General features: G+C 53.6%; 9 protein-coding genes. All 9 read left to right on the top strand.

Features of this window, described 5'->3' with window-relative positions:
* Window positions 1–33 precede the first annotated feature (33 nt).
* A complete protein-coding gene (locus tag BLW29_RS00395) occupies window positions 34–1200 on the top strand; it encodes a right-handed parallel beta-helix repeat-containing protein (protein WP_090975359.1) in 1167 nt (388 codons plus the stop codon).
* A 33-nt stretch (window positions 1201–1233) separates the two neighbouring features.
* Complete coding sequence (locus BLW29_RS00400) at window positions 1234–3705, top strand: glycoside hydrolase family 2 TIM barrel-domain containing protein (protein ID WP_090975360.1); 2472 nt, start codon at window positions 1234–1236, stop codon at window positions 3703–3705.
* Between the two features lie 195 nt (window positions 3706–3900).
* On the top strand, window positions 3901–6063 hold the full coding sequence (locus BLW29_RS00405) for an alpha-amylase family protein (protein WP_090975361.1): 2163 nt from the start codon (window positions 3901–3903) through the stop codon (window positions 6061–6063).
* Window positions 6064–6816: 753 nt separating this feature from the next.
* The gene (locus tag BLW29_RS00410) at window positions 6817–8619 is read left to right on the top strand and encodes a sensor histidine kinase (protein ID WP_090975362.1); all 1803 of its coding nucleotides are present in this window, start codon (window positions 6817–6819) and stop codon (window positions 8617–8619) included.
* 4 nt (window positions 8620–8623) lie between these two features.
* Complete coding sequence (locus BLW29_RS00415; RefSeq protein WP_177186410.1) at window positions 8624–10291, top strand: response regulator transcription factor; 1668 nt, start codon at window positions 8624–8626, stop codon at window positions 10289–10291.
* 111 nt (window positions 10292–10402) lie between these two features.
* Complete coding sequence (locus tag BLW29_RS00420; RefSeq protein WP_090975364.1) at window positions 10403–12181, top strand: type 2 periplasmic-binding domain-containing protein; 1779 nt, start codon at window positions 10403–10405, stop codon at window positions 12179–12181.
* Window positions 12182–12253: 72 nt separating this feature from the next.
* Window positions 12254–13153: an ABC transporter permease gene (locus tag BLW29_RS00425; RefSeq protein ID WP_371264655.1), complete on the top strand. Its 900-nt coding sequence runs from the start codon at window positions 12254–12256 to the stop codon at window positions 13151–13153.
* Window positions 13154–13174: 21 nt separating this feature from the next.
* Window positions 13175–14062: a carbohydrate ABC transporter permease gene (locus tag BLW29_RS00430; RefSeq protein WP_090975365.1), complete on the top strand. Its 888-nt coding sequence runs from the start codon at window positions 13175–13177 to the stop codon at window positions 14060–14062.
* Window positions 14063–14145: 83 nt separating this feature from the next.
* Window positions 14146–16038, top strand: coding sequence for a heparinase II/III domain-containing protein (locus BLW29_RS00435; protein ID WP_090975366.1), 1893 nt, complete (start codon window positions 14146–14148; stop codon window positions 16036–16038).
* The last annotated feature ends 429 nt before the right edge of the window (window positions 16039–16467 follow it).

Here is a 16467-nt window from a genome sequence, read left to right on the forward strand (position 1 = left end):
TATCGGAGCGTGCGAAAGGAAGAAACCGAGAGGATGAGAGAGATGGGGCTGAGAGATCCAATGCTGCGTAATCGTACGATCGAAGTGACTGCGGGAGGTTCGCAAAGCGACTATCCGGGCTTTACGTCGATGGCCATTCAGTTGGCGGTAGATAAAGTGACCAGCTGCGGCGGAGGTATCGTACGGTTGGATCAAGGCGTTTATGACGTGTCCGGACCGATTCGCCTGACGGATCGGGTCACGCTGGCAGGCGCCGGACCAGAGACGATTCTGCGTAAGACGGACGGCTTCAAGAGTCCGTTCGTCGTCGATGCCGACTACGGGGAACTGCGCGTGGAGGTGGCGGACGCCAGCGGCTTCCGCGCCGGAATGGGTCTACAAATCTTCGACGATTCGCAGAAATGGGGCTGGGATGAAAGCACGGCAATCATTACTGCAGTGGATGGCAATGTGCTGCGCTTCGATCGGCATCTTGAGCGCGATTACCATTCGGACGACGGCGGCATGGCAACGAACGCCTGCTCGATTATCGAGGCGGTGGATGTCGAGCAAGTCCGCGTGCGCGACCTTGCGATAGACGGCAACAAGGTGGCTAACGAGCCAATAGGAGGCTGCCGAGCAGGCGGGATCTATCTGAAGAAGGCGCGCGACTGCATGATCGAGCGCGTCGTCGTGCGCGACTTCAATGGCGACGGCATTAGTTGGCAGATTACTGAGCATATCTCGGTGCTGCACTGCGACGTTCGCGGCTGCACAGGGTCGGGACTGCATCCCGGCGCCGGCTCGCATTCCTCGCGCGTCAAAGATAATACGTGCATCGACAACGGCACGGCGGGGCTGTTCATCTGCTGGCGCGTCCAGTTCGGCGAATTCGAGCGCAACGTACTGGAAAATAACGCCGTGTCAGGCATCTCTATCGGACATAAGGACTGCGACAATCGGTTCGCCGATAATATCATTCGCGGTAACGGGAACGGCGGCGTCTATTTTCGCCCGGAGAATGCCTCTAACGGGGCGAACCGCAACCATTGGCTTCGCAACGTAATCGAGGACAACGACGGATTCGGATTCTTAGTGAATGCCGGGTCCATCGACAATGAATTGAAGGATAATCTTATCCGCGATACGGGAACAGGCCGGCAGGCGGGCGACTTCTGGCTGGCAGATGGTGCAGAGCGCTTCCTGGCGTATCGAGAATAGGCTTGAGAGACCTTGCGAAGGAGTCTTTGGAACATGACTAATAGAAGAATCGAATCTACCATCTCGTATGTGGAGCGGATGCTTGAAAGCACCGATTACCGCAGCATTGTTTCTTTGGAGGACAATTGGCGCTTCCATGCGGGAGACGCTCCTGGCGCGCAAGCGGCCGGCTATGACGACTCGGCTTGGCGGATCGTACAGCTTCCGCACGACGATTCGGCGGAATCGAATTTCGACGCCGCTTATCCGGCGAACGGTTACGTTCGCTCGGGCGTCTTGTGGTACCGATTGCCGTTCGCTTCTCCGGGTCAGCATGCCGGCGGCAAACGTTACCTGATGTTCGATGGAGCCGCGATGAATGCCGAGGTGTGGGTGAACGGTCACTGCCTCGGGACGCATCCTTACGCATTTACGCCATTCTGGCATGATCTTACGCCTTATCTTCGTCCCGCCGGGGAGGAGAATATTCTTGCGGTCAAATTAGATGCTTCTCTGCAGCCGTTCGGCAGATCCTATCTAGGAAACGGGCTGTTCCGCCGCGTGCAGTTGATCGTCACCGCGCCTTTGCACATTGACGTATGGGGCGTGGTCGCAAGAACGGAGTCCGTCGACTCAGGCGCCTCAATCTCAGTGGCAACGAACATTTCCGTAGGGCGTTATCCCGAGACGAAGTGGAACGCTTTTGTCTGGCAAGGGAACGGAATGAAGGACAACAACGAAATCAGCAAAAACTGCCGACTGCGAACGACGATCCTTGATCCGGAAGGTCGCGAAGTGGCCGCAGCCGAGGCGGAGACAATCGTGCCGCAGTTCGGCAAACATCGGTTCGAGCAGCGGTTGCGCGTGGTGGAACCCGATCTTTGGAATCCGGATCAGCCCAACCTCTACCGGGTCCACTCCGTTCTATTCGTCGAGGACGAACCGGCTGACGACGTATTGACCCCGCTCGGTATTCGCACATTATCGTTTTCCGCAGATGGCTTCGAACTGAACGGTATAGAAACGAAAATCAAAGGCGTCTGTTTGCACCAGGATGCAGCGATTTTCGGCGGTGCGGTTCAGACACGTACTTGGGCGACCAGGCTGTCCATGCTGAAGGAAGCCGGATGCAACGCGGTCCGCACGTCGCATCACCCGTTCCCGGCGGAATTCTATCATGCATGCGATTTTCTTGGCATGATGGTCATGGACGAAGCGTTCGACGAATGGCGGTTAGGGTGGGATCGCGGCTATTCGGACTCGCCGTATGGCAAGAACACTTATGGGTATTCACTCTACTTTGACCAATGGTACGAAACCGACCTTCGGGCGATGATTCGGCGAGACCGCAACCATCCGAGCGTCATCATGTGGAGCGTGGGGAACGAGATTCCGGATCTTTACTTCGATGAAGGAATTCCTCTCTTGCGAAGAATGGTCGAGATTTGCAAGGAAGAGGACGACACCCGGCCCGTAACCGTATGCGCGGAAGGCAATCACCTGCTGAACTTGCGAGAAGGCATCATGGATTTGGTGGACGTACCGGGATATAACTATGTCGCGAGCCGCGAAGGCGAAGCGTACTATGAACGCCTTCACGCCGAGCGCCCAGATCTGGCGCTGATCGGTTCAGAGACTGAATTCGAGCCGGAGCACTGGAAGCGCATTATGCAGCATCGCTATGTCATTGGCCAGTTCCTATGGGTCGGCATCGATTATTTGGGAGAAGGCGCCGACGTGCTCGGAGAGGACTCTGCACTAGGCAATACGTTCGATATCTCGGCACTCGCAGGGGGTCGCCGGGGCTGGGCGTTCGGGCTTATCGATTCGGTCGGCACGACGCGAGGAGAGTATCACTATCGCAGAAGCATCTGGAGCGATGAGCCGTTCGTTCGGCTTGCCGTCAAGCAACCTGTTCCCGCTTCCGGTGAAGCGTTAGCGTACATGAATGCTCAACTTCATTGGAACTGGAACGAAGGCGAGCGCAAGACGGTTTACGTCTTCACCAACTGCGTGGAGGCGGAACTGTTCCTGAACGGGCGCTCACTCGGGGTATTGGCGAAGGATACGGAAGGTTACCGCGCGATTGAGCTGGACGTCGATTATGTTCCCGGAACACTCGTTGCAGTCGGCCTCAGCGATGGGCGGCGCGTATGCGAGGACCAACTGGTCACCGCTGGAGACGCGGTACGACTGGAACTGAGCTGCGACGCCGAACGGTTGACCGCGGACGGAAGTGACTTCGCGGAGCTGCGTATCCTTGTCGTCGACAAGGATGGGTACCTGGTGCCAGACGCTGCTCATTCGATTTCCGTCTCGGTACAAGGCAGCGGCAGGCTACTAGGCGTTTATTCGGCGGACGCGACGAGCAGCGAGAGCTACCGTTCCGAGAACTGCCGTGCTTATCGCGGAATCGCCGCCGCCGTCGTGCGAGCGGGTCGTGATTCGGGAGCGATAGTCATTGAGGCATCGGCTCCGGGGCTGGCGGCCGCGAGCTGGACGCTGCCTTGCGTCAAGCCGGGTTAGGCTGCGTGCATGCCGCGAACCGCATAGATTGGAGAAAGGCACCCGAGTGGGTGCCTTTCTCCGATCGTCGGCGACTCATCAAACTTCCCTACACCAATCGAAAATAGAAGTCGATCAGACAATATCCACGGCCAGAGCCACCAATCCATAGTAGAAGGATGGAAATACGTACGCGATAGGAAATGGGAGGATAGGGTGAAACAATTAACGGACGTTTCAATCATAGCACAACAGATGTTGTTTAGTTGGAAAACCGATCAGGACCAGGCCGTACTAGAACGGGACGGACGCATTGTGTGGCAAGGAAGTCTTCTTCCTTCTTTTGAGTTGGCGGATGGAAACGGACTAATGTCTTATACGGATGCGATTGCCTCGAATGTGTCTGCGCTTTCGGATTCCCTCTATGAGATCGCACTAGAATTTGGCGAGTTCGGAAGAGGCTCTCTTCAAGTAATTACCGAAGCATGGGGAGTCCGATTTGCCAATCTGGAAGTGGCATGGCACCAGCCGGTCTCTATCGTAGCACTCTATTTCGGAACGAAACGAATGACGGACATGCAACGCAGGGCGGCGCCATCCCTGACCAAGCCTTTCTGGCCGAACTGGAAGGCGGAAGGGTACTGTCTGCCGTGCGCAGGCACGAATCCGACGCGCAGCTTTTGGCGTTTTTTTGATATGGGCGATGCCCTGCTTCCTCTCGGCAGCTTTGGCGATGCGATGGGGACATCTTATGCGGCTGCTTACCCGAGGCCGCTGTACGCTGCGGCAATGGGAGGCGGCGACGGATGGATGTCGTTCGGACCCGGTGAGATCCTTGATGCGGCGCTATCGCTGCAGTTAAAGTCCGCCACCGCTTGTATGCAGTATTTATACAGGGAGGATTTGTGGGAAGCGCCTGACCTGCATAATCGAAGATGGAGCGAACCGCTCAGACTTGCTTGGGGAGTAAATGGATTTGACGCTTACGACCGGCTGTATCAAACCTTTCCGGTCAACGGTCCTAAATCGTCCATTCATGCAAAATCGTTTGTATGCACTTGGGGCGATTTTAAGGAGGGGCAGTTTAATCTGAGGGCCATTACAGAACGGATTTCTCGATCGGCTCCTGCCGATATGATCGTACTCGACGAATATTGGGAGACTTGCGACAGCAGCGGAATTCCGGACTATAACCGGTTTCCGGAGTTTGACCGGGATATTGCGCATATGCAGGCAGAAGGCTTCGAAATTGCAGTGTGGCAGTCTGTCGGCTGGATTGACGAGCCTGAGGCCTTCGGCCTGACCGATAGGGATCTGCTCTGCGGAGCGGACGGGAAGCCGAGGCTCTGGCGCTGGTCGGGCGATCCGATCTACGGCCAGTCCTATCATTATTGCTTGGATCCCAGCTCGGAGCGGACCAGGTCGTTTCTAACGGAACGGACGAAGTCGATCGTGAGCCGGTTGAATCCCGTAGCGCTAAAGCTGGACTTCGGCTATGGCTTGCCCGGGCCGGACGTAAGCGTGCCGCATCGTCCGGAGTTCCGGGGCGAACGGCTTTGCACGGAACTGCTTAAGATCATTACGGAAGCGGCTAAGGAAGCAAAGCCGGATATCACGATTATTTATTATGGGCTGCATCCGCTGCTTCACGAATATTTCGACGTGATCAATATCGATGATCTGGGTGACGCCGGAGACAGTGCAGAATACGAGGCTCTTGGGCACAATCAGCGCTGCATGTGGTCGGCGCTCGCGGCACGCCGCGGCATGTTGATCAATACGTCGACGGGCTATTATTGGGACACGTTGGAAGGGATTTTGCTCAACACGGCCGTTGTCGGCACCAACGGATTGACACTCGGAGCTGTCGACCGTACAGGCAAGGCGATGACCGCCTCGCAGCGGCTTCGCTGGCGCGCGCTCGAGAAGTGGCGCAGGCGCGGAAGCGGATGGACGCCATTATGGCTGGACGCCGATTTCGGAGACGTGAGCCGCGAGCCGGCCATCCGATCATGGGGACGGTTGGAGTCGCATACTGGGCGAGATAGAATAACCGCACTCTCATTACAACATCAGTCTGGAGACGAGAAGGCTTTTCCTCAAGTGTCCGGTATCCAATTCACGGGGAATTGGGCGCTAATCTCTCAGGACGATCAGGATATCTTTCACTGCTCCGAGCTAGCCAGTATCCCGTTTGCACCTGGTACGCTTACCGTTGAGGGGACTTTCGAATCCGTTATTGAATATCGTCATACCGATGAGGGAGAAACGACAACAGTTTCGACTCCCGATGCTAGCGGAAAAGTGACCTTATGCATAGGCGATGATGACCTGAATGAATTCGTCGGCGTTCTGTTAGTAAGAAAATCAAAAGCTTAAACGGTAGGGGCTGACCATGCGGCAGCCCCTTTGTCATGTCCGTGTCCGTATATGAAACTTCGAACACTTTGAATTGGAAATCCTATCATCTCATGCCGCACCGCCGACTGCGACCGTTATCACGCCGCAAACGCCAAGCCATCACCACCTCGTAACAACCTTCGCCAGCCAGCGCTAAAGCGTGCCAACTTCTCGCCACCTCGTGACAACCCACGCCAAACTCTCGCCACGCTAACTCATACCAATCCGCGCTAACTTGTGCCACCTCGTGGCAGCCATCACCACGCTAACGAATCGTGGAGGTCTTATTTTGGAAAAAGAGGCATCCTAAATTTTCTAACGAATCACAGAGGTCTTATTTCACCACAAATGGCAGAAATACACGGGTTATGGAGCGAATAAGACCTGTACAATTCGTTAGAATTTCGGCACCAGTTCGCAGTTTACAATGACAAGTACTCCTGACCGTAACGCCTTTGTCAAATTGCTCCGTCCATAGGTTCCGGTTAAACGGTTGCACCTTTATCCGTGATCAGTAGGCAGCCCCTTTGTCATGTAAGAAAATGGCGATTAATAGGTCGTATTCCTGTCGAAAGCGCTTTATAATTAGGTGGTAGAATTACGATTGCTCGACTTCGGAGAGGAGAACCTAGTGATGGATGAGAATCGCAAGTGGCTAGCCAAATGGAGACAGGTGGATAAGGACGCGGCGTCCGGCGAGGAGAAGCTTACATACGCAAGAGGCGGCTCGATATGAATAGTTCTCGGAAATTACAATGGAGAATGACGATATTTCCGAAGCTGATCATTGCGTTTCTGCTGGTGGTCGCTCCAATCTACGGCATCGGTCTTGGAATGAACCAGCTGGGCGAGACGAGCGTCCGCGAGGAATTGTCGAAATCACTCAAGTCGAAGGTCGATTTCTATCTCAACTCGCTCGAGGTCGAAAATGAGCGGATGACGGGGCTCCTGCGGCAATACGCGATTGATAAAGACATCCAGCACGCCACATTCATCAGCAATACGATGTCGATCGGCGTATGGACGGATACGGTGCAGCGCATCCAGGAAAAGCTGCAGCTGATTAAGAATTCGAGCCTCTACATCAAGAACGTGAGCGCTCATATTCTTACGCTGAAGCGAACAATATCGAGCGACGAAACGATTAGCGACACGATTAATCCCGATTATGAGGCTGTCGCTACCGTTTCTAAACTCCGGGGCGTCGGCAATTACTTCTGGAAAGACAGGTTGTTCATGGCGATCGCCTATCCCGGCTCCGATCTGCCGAAAATGAAAGAAACCTTCGCACTCTCGATCGAGATTAACCAGGATGTCATGAAGCAGTCGCTGCAGAACTTCTCCGACTACAAGAATGCAGGAGCAATGCTGGTTAATCCAGAGAACGGATGGATTCTGGGCAACCAGACGGACGAAGAACTTATGAAAGAACTTTCGGATTATTTGAAAAACCGACCCGAGGGCAGCGTAGACGAAGACTATAAGCAGATCTCGGCGGGAAACAGTTCCTATTTTGTCGCTTATAAACGCTCGACTACGTTCGGCTACTATTTGATCGCCTACGTGCCGTCTGCCGAAATGCTCGGCCCAATCGACAAATACCGCATGCTGCTATGGCTGCTGTCGTTCGTCTCGCTCGTCTTTATCGTCGGGTACTCTTATTGGCTGTATCAGCTCATTCGCAAGCCGCTGCATCGGATGATTACCGGATTCCGTAAGGTGGAGGCTGGGATGATGGAGCCGATACCGCTGCCGAAGACACGCGATGAATTCCTCTACTTATTTCAACGGTTCAATATGATGACGGACAATTTGAAGGTGCTGATTCATGAAGTGTACGAGCAGAAGCTGCGCGCCCAGACATCGGAGCTGAAGCAGCTGCAGTCGCAGATCAATCCGCACTTCTTGTACAATACTTATTTTATTCTGTACCGCTTGGCGAAGATGAACGATAATGACAGCGTTATTCAATTCAGCCAACACCTCGGCGAGTACTTTCAGTATATTACTCGCAACGGTTCCGATGATGTGCCGCTCGATGCGGAAATTAAACACTCTCGCACCTATGTGGAAATTCAGAATATTCGCTTCGCCAAGAGCCGCATTGCCGTCGAATTCGGCGAACTTCCCGCAGGTTGCGGCGAGATGCGCGTACCGCGGCTCATCCTGCAGCCGTTCATCGAGAATGCGTACCAATACGGGCTAGAGACCAAGCGCAGGGACGGCAGAATTGCCGTGACGATGATCGAGCAGGATGGAAAATTGCTCATGTCGGTCGAGGATAACGGAGAGAAGCTGACGAACGCCGACCTGCAGTCTATCGAAGCAAATCTAGTGAATCAGGGTGCGGATATGGAATACACCGGTATGTTAAACGTTCATCGCCGCTTAATCATTCGGTTCGGCAGCGAGTACGGCGTTTCCGTCGCCCGCGGTGAAATGGGCGGCATGAAAGCGACGCTTAGGCTGCCAATGCCCCAGTCCTTGGGCAAGGCCGCAGAACCCTCAGATACCAATGACGCAAAAGGAGAGTGACAGCATGTACCGTCTATTGATCGTTGATGATGAGCCGATTATCGTCGAAGGTTTAAGTGAATTAATCTTGCAGTCTGAGTATCCATTGGAGGTCTACCAGGCTTTTGACGGAATGGAAGCGATTGCGATCGCGAGGAAGCTGCGCATCGACATTCTCCTGACGGATATCGAAATGCCCGAGATGAACGGCATCGAGCTGCAGAAGGAGGTGCTTCGTCTCTGGCCGCGCTGCAAGTCGATTTTTCTGACCGGCTATAACGAATTCGACTATATCCAGTCGTCGATCCGCGGCGGAGCGATTGATTATGTCCTGAAGACAGAAGGAGATGATCCCATCCTCTCATCGGTCGAGAAGGCGATTCGCGTCATTGCCGAGGAAGTGACCTACGAAGGGCTGATCGAGAGCGCTCGTTCGTCGCTTAAGCTGGCCCTGCCGGCGCTGCGCAAAGAGTATTTGAACGGTCTGCTGGAAGGGGAAGCCTCGTCGCTTGCCGTCCGGAAAGAGCGATTCGCGCAGTTCGAGGTGCCGCTCGACCCTGACTTGCCGGTCGTCATGGCCGTTGGTCGGATCGACCGATGGCGCGAGGATGCGACGGGAGGCGATAAAGTGCTGTTCGCCTATTCGATCAATAACATCTTCGATGAATTTTTCGCGCATGAATTCGAATTAACGTACTTTAGAGGCGATCACGAACGGCTGATCTGGCTGCTGCAGCCGAAGGCTGAGTCGGGGTATCGACAGGCTATTGCCGCTAACCCGGAGCCGTACGCTGGCTCGTCCGCGGATTCCGATCCGGAAGCCGCCTTACACGCTTACTTGCTTGGGATGCTCGAATCCGTGCAAACGGCTTGCAGCCATTACTTGAAGCTCACTTGCTCATTCGTTGTCTCCAGCGAACCGTTCGAGTGGGACTCGCTTGCCTCCAAATACGAGCGGCTGTCGCAGTTGTTCGGCCGCGGCCTTGGACTCGGCAGCCAAATGCTGTTGTCGGACGACCGGGCGAAGTCGAGCGGCGACGAGGAAGCGCGAAGCAAGGTCAAGCGCATCCGGCTGCTCGACCAATACTTAATGCAGAAGGAACGGGCGAAATTCGAGCAGCTGTTCGACGGGATTTCGGAAGCCGTAGGCGAGGCTGCGACACTAGAGACTGGCTTGCCGCTTGAGGTATTCTACGAGCTTGCCGCGATCTTCATTCCGCATCTGAATCGGTTCGAGGCGCTGGACGGACAGGCCGTCTCGGGCAAGCTCTTCTCGATCCGAGAGCATCGTTCATGGAAGGAAGCTTCCGACTTTTTCCGCGAGCTCGCGGATTTATTGTTCGACCGCATGGATGGCGGGAACGAGCAAGAGACGAACGAAGTCGTTGAGCAGATTCATCGGTACGTGGAGAAGAACATCGAAGGGGATCTGACGCTGAATCGACTGGCCGAGCACGTCTACTTGACACCTTTCTACCTCTCCAGATTGTATAAGCAGAAGACTGGCCATAACATCAGCGATTACACCGCGAGGACGAGAATCGATAAAGCGAAGCGGCTGCTCGGCGAGAGCACGCTTAAGATACATGAAGTCGGCATGCGGATCGGATACGATTCGGCATCCTATTTCACCCGATTTTTCAAAAAAGCAACGTTGTTGACCCCTCAGGAATACCGCGATTCGCTGAAGTAGATATAAAAGGATAAGGAATGTAATCGCTTTATTATATTCTTGGCGTCTCGCTGACTGCATAATAAAAGCGTAGCACATATTGATGCAGGATATAGGGGAGGAAAGCAGCTGATGTCGAAAAAAATGAAAGCGAAAGTAAAAGGCTCGGCAATACTTTCATTACTGATTATCATGACTACCGTAACGGCATGTAGCAACAACAACAAAGACAACACAGCTTCCAATGCCAACAGTACGACAAACACAAGTACAAGCAGTAATGCAACTGAAAATGCAAGTGAAAACACAAACGCAGATGCAAACGCAAGCCAGGCAGCTACCACGCCGGACGGCCCGACCGGCAAATACAATCCGCCGATCGAAGTCACGACTGTACGCTCGGTCAATTCGGCCGCAGAGCTGCCTCCGGGCGATTCGCTTGACTCCAACATTTGGGTCAAGACGTTCCAAGAAGATCTTGGCATTAATTTGAAGAATGTCTGGAAAGTAAACGCTGCACAGTATCAGAACAAAGTTGCCGTAACGATGGCATCCGGCGATATGCCGGACTTCATGGAAGTCGACGCCCAGCAGTTCCAGATCCTCGTAGAAGCCGGCACGATCGCTGATTTGACCGATGCCTACAGTACGTACGCTTCCGAAATGACGAAGAGCTCGATGGAAGCAAACAACAGCGTGAGGCTCAAAGCGGCAACAACGAAGGACGGCAAACTCATGGGTATTCCATCGGACGGCGGAGATATCACCGATACCCAGCTTATCTATATTCGCAAAGACTGGCTGGCCAATGTGGGGCTTGAGGCGCCGAAGACGATGGAGGATGTCGTCAATATCGCCTTGGCGTTCACTAAAAAGGATCCGGACAAGAACGGCAAGAACGATACGTACGGATTAAGCCTCGACTTAAACCTATTCAATGGTTGGTCCGGTCTGGACGGCTTCTTCAACGGCTACCACGCGTATCCGTTTAACCCGACCAAGGGCTCGGCAACAAGTCTGAACTTCATGATAGGCGGGGACGGCAAAGCAATGTGGGCCGATACTCAGCCGGAAGTGAAGACAGCTCTCGGCAAGCTGGCCGATCTATTCAAGCAAGGCGCGATCTATCCGGAATTCAGCGTCATCGACGGCATGAAGTCCGCAGAACTCGTCACATCCGGCAAAGTCGGCATGTCGTTCGGCGCGTTCTGGGTGCCGACATGGCCGATCAACAATATGTACAAAGATCTTGGCGCGGATTGGGGTATCTACCCGCTCGTATCGTCCGACGATAAGCCGGCACTCTCGCAGAGCATGACCGGATTGCCTTCGCACTTCTATGTCGTAAGCAAGAAGGCCGAACATCCGGAAGCTCCAATCTTGATGTTGAATACTTATATTGAAAAACTATACGGAAACTTCGACAAAAATTACCACACGGTTACGGTAGATGGCAAGGACTTCGGCGTCTTCGGTCTTTCGCCGGTCCGCGGAGGCATGCCGGGCAACAATCCGAAGGCGGCTGCCGCAGTTCAAGCCGCTAGAGAATCCGGCGACACGTCCACGCTGAACGACGAACAGAAGCAATATTTCGAGCAGGTGGCCAAATTCGAAGCCGGAGACAAGGACATGTGGGCTGCGAACAAACTGTGGACAGCTGACGGGGTATTCAGTCTCCTTGGTAAGTATAGCGACAATAACTTGGTCTTCCAGTCGGCGTATGTAGGCAATCCGACGACGACAATGATTGCCAAAGGTCCTTCGCTTCGTGACGAAGAAGTCAAGATGATGACCTCAATCATCATGGGCTCGAAGCCGCTCGACTATTTCGACGAGTGGGCGGCAAACTGGCTGAAATCCGGCGGTCAGGAGATCCTCGACGAAGTGAACGCAAGCGGTCAAGTTCGATAAGACTTAGGAGAGGGATAGGGGCTAACCGCTAGCCGCTATCCCTTCTTTGTATCATGGCAGGAGGGGAATCGATTGAGCCGCAGAAATTGGGGTTTGGAATGGCCGCTGCATCTGATGCTGGTTCCGGGTCTGGTTATTGCGCTGATATTCAGCTATGGTCCGATGGTCGGCCTCGTCATCGCATTTCAGAATTTTATACCGGTTAAAGGGATCTTTCATTCGGAGTGGGTCGGACTCGAACATTTCAAGTATATCTACCACTTGTCCGAAACAAGAGATGTGCTAAGGAATACGGTATTCATCGCATTTATGAAAATCGTCGGCGGCTTGTTCGCGCCGCTCATCACCGCGCTACTACTGAACGAAATCAGGATTAAGTACTTCAAGCGCACCGTCCAGACGATCGTCTACATGCCGCACTTCCTGTCTTGGGTTATTATGGCCGGCATCTTGCTGGATGTGCTCTCGCCGACATCGGGGATTGTGAATCAATTCATTTCATGGCTGGGGTTCGATAAAGTGTTCTTCCTCGGTAACGATAAATGGTTCCCTTACGTGCTGGCGGGAACCGATGTATTGAAGGAATTCGGTTTCGGAACGATTGTCTACTTGGCTGCCATTACCGCAGTAAATCCGTCGCTGTACGAAGCCGCCGTTCTGGACGGGGCTAATCGCATGCAACAAACGCTTAACGTAACGATTCCCGCGATCATTCCGATCACGATATTGCTTACGACACTCGCGCTCGGCAACGTTATGAACGCCGGCTTCGACCAAGTCTTCAACCTGTACAGCCCATCCGTCTATTCAACCGGCGATATTCTCGACACGTACGTTTACCGGATCGGACTGGCCAGTGCCCAATATGGAGTGGCGACCGCCATCGGACTGTTCAAGTCGGTAATCTCGCTCATCCTCATTTCGTTGTCTTATCTCGCGGCCTACCGTTTCGCAAATTATCGTATCTTCTGATAAGTCGCAAGGAGGATTGTTATGATTCAACCCTACTCATGGAGTCGCAAGTTGTTCGTAGGTTTCAACTATACGCTGCTTGCGGTCTTGTCTCTAATATGTCTTCTGCCTTTGATTAACGTCTTCTCCGTATCCTTAAGCTCTGCAACCGCGATCGAAGCAGGCAAAGTTACCTTATGGCCGGTCGATTTCACTACGAAGGCGTATGAGTTTGTTGCAAGGAAGCATGAGTTTCTGGTCTCGATGGGCATATCGGCACAACGCGTAGCGCTTGGCGTCTCCATTAACATGCTGTTAACGTTGCTTACAGCCTATCCGTTGTCCAAGGAAGCGGCGAACTTGAAGTTCCGGACGGGATACGCCTGGATCTTCGTCTTCACGATGTTGTTCTCCGGGGGATTAATTCCTTCTTATATGGTTGTCCGTAATTTGCATCTGCTCGACAGTCTCTGGGCGCTTGTTCTCCCCGGGGCGCTTCCGATATTCAATGTCATTCTGATGCTCAACTTCTTCAGAGGGTTACCGAAGGAGCTGTCGGAGTCGGCGTTCATGGACGGCGCCGGACATTGGCAGACGCTCTGGCGTATTATCGTGCCGTTATCGATGCCGTCGATTGCAACGGTTACGTTGTTCGCAATCGTTATGCACTGGAACGAATGGTTCAATGGGCTGATCTATATGAACGATCCGATCCACTATCCGCTTGCCAGCTACTTACAGACCATTGTCGTCCGTTTGGATATGTCTACCATATCCGACCCCGCGATGATTCTATTGTTATCGCAGTTGAACGATCGCTCGGTGCGAGCGGCTCAAATTTTCCTCGGCATGGTACCTGTGCTGTGCGTTTATCCGTTTCTGCAGCGGTACTTCATGAGCGGTATGACGCTTGGAAGCGTCAAGGAGTAAGACGTTGCCCGCTAAGCCGTCCTTTTCTTCGGAGTAGGGCGGTTTTCTTTGATTCTTATTGGAACTGGGGAGGAGATCATACGATGTTATTTGAACGTTATGGGTCGGCGCGGCTTGAGGAGCTAGGCTTCGGAGAGGGTCCTTACGCGCCGTTCCCGAAAGCGGAAGACCGCGAATCCTGGGGATCCATCTCAGCTGAGAGAAGAGAGAGTTGGCTGCGGAATGCGGAACGTTATGCGGAGTATGGGTGGCCGGCTCTTAAGGTGTCGGACTATCGCGCTTATTGGACGAGCGGTGACTTGTCGCGCCTCAGTCTTGCCTACTTCGAACGGAGAAGCGTGCTCGGCATTCTCGTCATCGCCGAATGCATGGAAGGCGAAGGTAAATACCTCGATCAGATATTGAACGGGATATTCGCCATCTGCGAGGAGACGACCTGGGTGCCTCCTGGCCATCGCAGCCACTGGAAGGAATTCGATAAACAAGAGAGCATCCCAAGCAGTACGGAATATGGAGTCGAGCTGTCTTCTGTGGAAACGGCGCGGCTGCTCCTATGGAGTCACTATTTGCTTGGAAGCAAGTTCGACGCGATCAGCCCGCGAATTAACGAGCGCATCGTCCGGGAGACGAAGGAGCGTGTGCTGATTCCTTACCTTGAGCACGACGATTACTGGTGGCAGGGCTTCACGCCTGGCGAGCGGATCAACAACTGGAACCCGTGGTGCAACGGCCCGGTGCTCGCGGGATTCCTGCTCATCGAGGAAGATCCGAAGGTCAGAAGCGCGGGAATTGCCAAGGTAATGAGAAGCCTCGATGCGTTCATCGCGACTTATCCGGCAGACGGCTGCTGTGACGAAGGACCTTCATATTGGAGTGCATCCGGGGGCGGCTTATATGAATGTCTGGAGATGCTGTCGCTTGCGTCGCAAGGACGTTTCGATATATTCGGGGAGCAGATCGTGAAGGATATTGGCGCTTATATGCCCAAAGTACACATTCATGGCGAGTATTACGTTGCTTTCGCCGATTGCGATGCAAAGGCGAGTCCGGCAGGCGGAGGTGTATATCGCTACGGCGTTAGCTCGGGGGATGAGTCGCTCGTCCGTCTCGGCGCCAGCTTGCCGCCAAGCGGGGATGCAAGCACACGAATTTGGTTTAATCTATACGGCTATGCGCGGGATTTGTTCGTTGAGAAGGAGAGGCTCGCGCAAGAATCGAAGGCACCTTATCTGCGGGACGCCTGGTTCAGCGTTACCCAAGTGATGACCGCAAGGGAGCATGAAGACACCGAGCAAGGCTTGTACGTCGCGGCCAAAGGCGGCAACAACGTGGAGGCGCATAATCATAACGACGTCGGCGGTTTCCTCGTGTTCGCCGATGGCTATCCGCTGCTTGTAGATCTAGGCACCGAGGAGTACAAGGCGCAGACGTTCAGCGCGAGGCGCTATGAGCTATGGTATCTGCAATCGCAGTACCATAACCTGCCAACGGTGCGCGGGGTTCTGCAGCATGACGGTGGGCGGTACAAAGCCAGCTATGCGGAATATTCACAGCAAGGCGGCCGCTCAGAGCTTCGAATGGATATCGCGGGCGCGTATCCGGAGGAAGCAGGCATTGCGACTTGGGAGCGTACGGTACGGCTTGATCGGGAGGGCGTTCCATCTGTGACAGTCGGAGACGCATTTACAATGAAAGACGGCGCTCCGGCGGACATGTTCCATTCGTTGATCACTCCTTGCGAGCCAATAGTCGGGGACGAGGGAAGCGACGAGATTTTGCTGACTTACGCGCCGGGCAAGCAGGCGGTCATCCATTACGACGCCGAGCATCTTCGCGTGCGAATCGAGAAGATCGATTTCATGGATAGCCGACTGAGAAGAAACTGGGGCGACCAGATGTATCGCATCTTGCTGGAGGAACGGCAGCCGGTCGCTGCCGGCGAGAGAACGATCACCGTTACGCTCGATCGCGGCTGAAGATGGATGATAGGCGATAAACGACAGCAAGGCTGCCAGGAATAATGACTGGCAGCCTTGCTGTGTTAAGAGGAGTATAATTTGCAGCGTATTGTAACCAGCAAATGGAATAATAAGAGACTGCCCTTGAGCAGTCTCATCATCGTTACTTTTTGATCGTTTGTATGATTTCCCGTGCTTTGTTATAAACGAATCTTTCCCATCTCGCTAGTAATCCGGTTCCATTCTCACCGTTGGCAAGTTGAGCAGCGTGACGTTTGTGAAACGCTGCAACTCGTTGATTATGCTTGTTATGAGCTGTATTGAACCGATCGTGGCGAAGGTGTGTTTTGGCGTGCATAGACAATTCCTTCTTCCATTTTTATTTTAATATATCATGCAGGATAAAGCATCTTCAACAAGTGGTTATATTATCGTCTACTAAATAAT

Source organism: Paenibacillus sp. CF384 (assembly GCF_900106745.1).
Classification (GTDB): domain Bacteria; phylum Bacillota; class Bacilli; order Paenibacillales; family Paenibacillaceae; genus Paenibacillus_Z.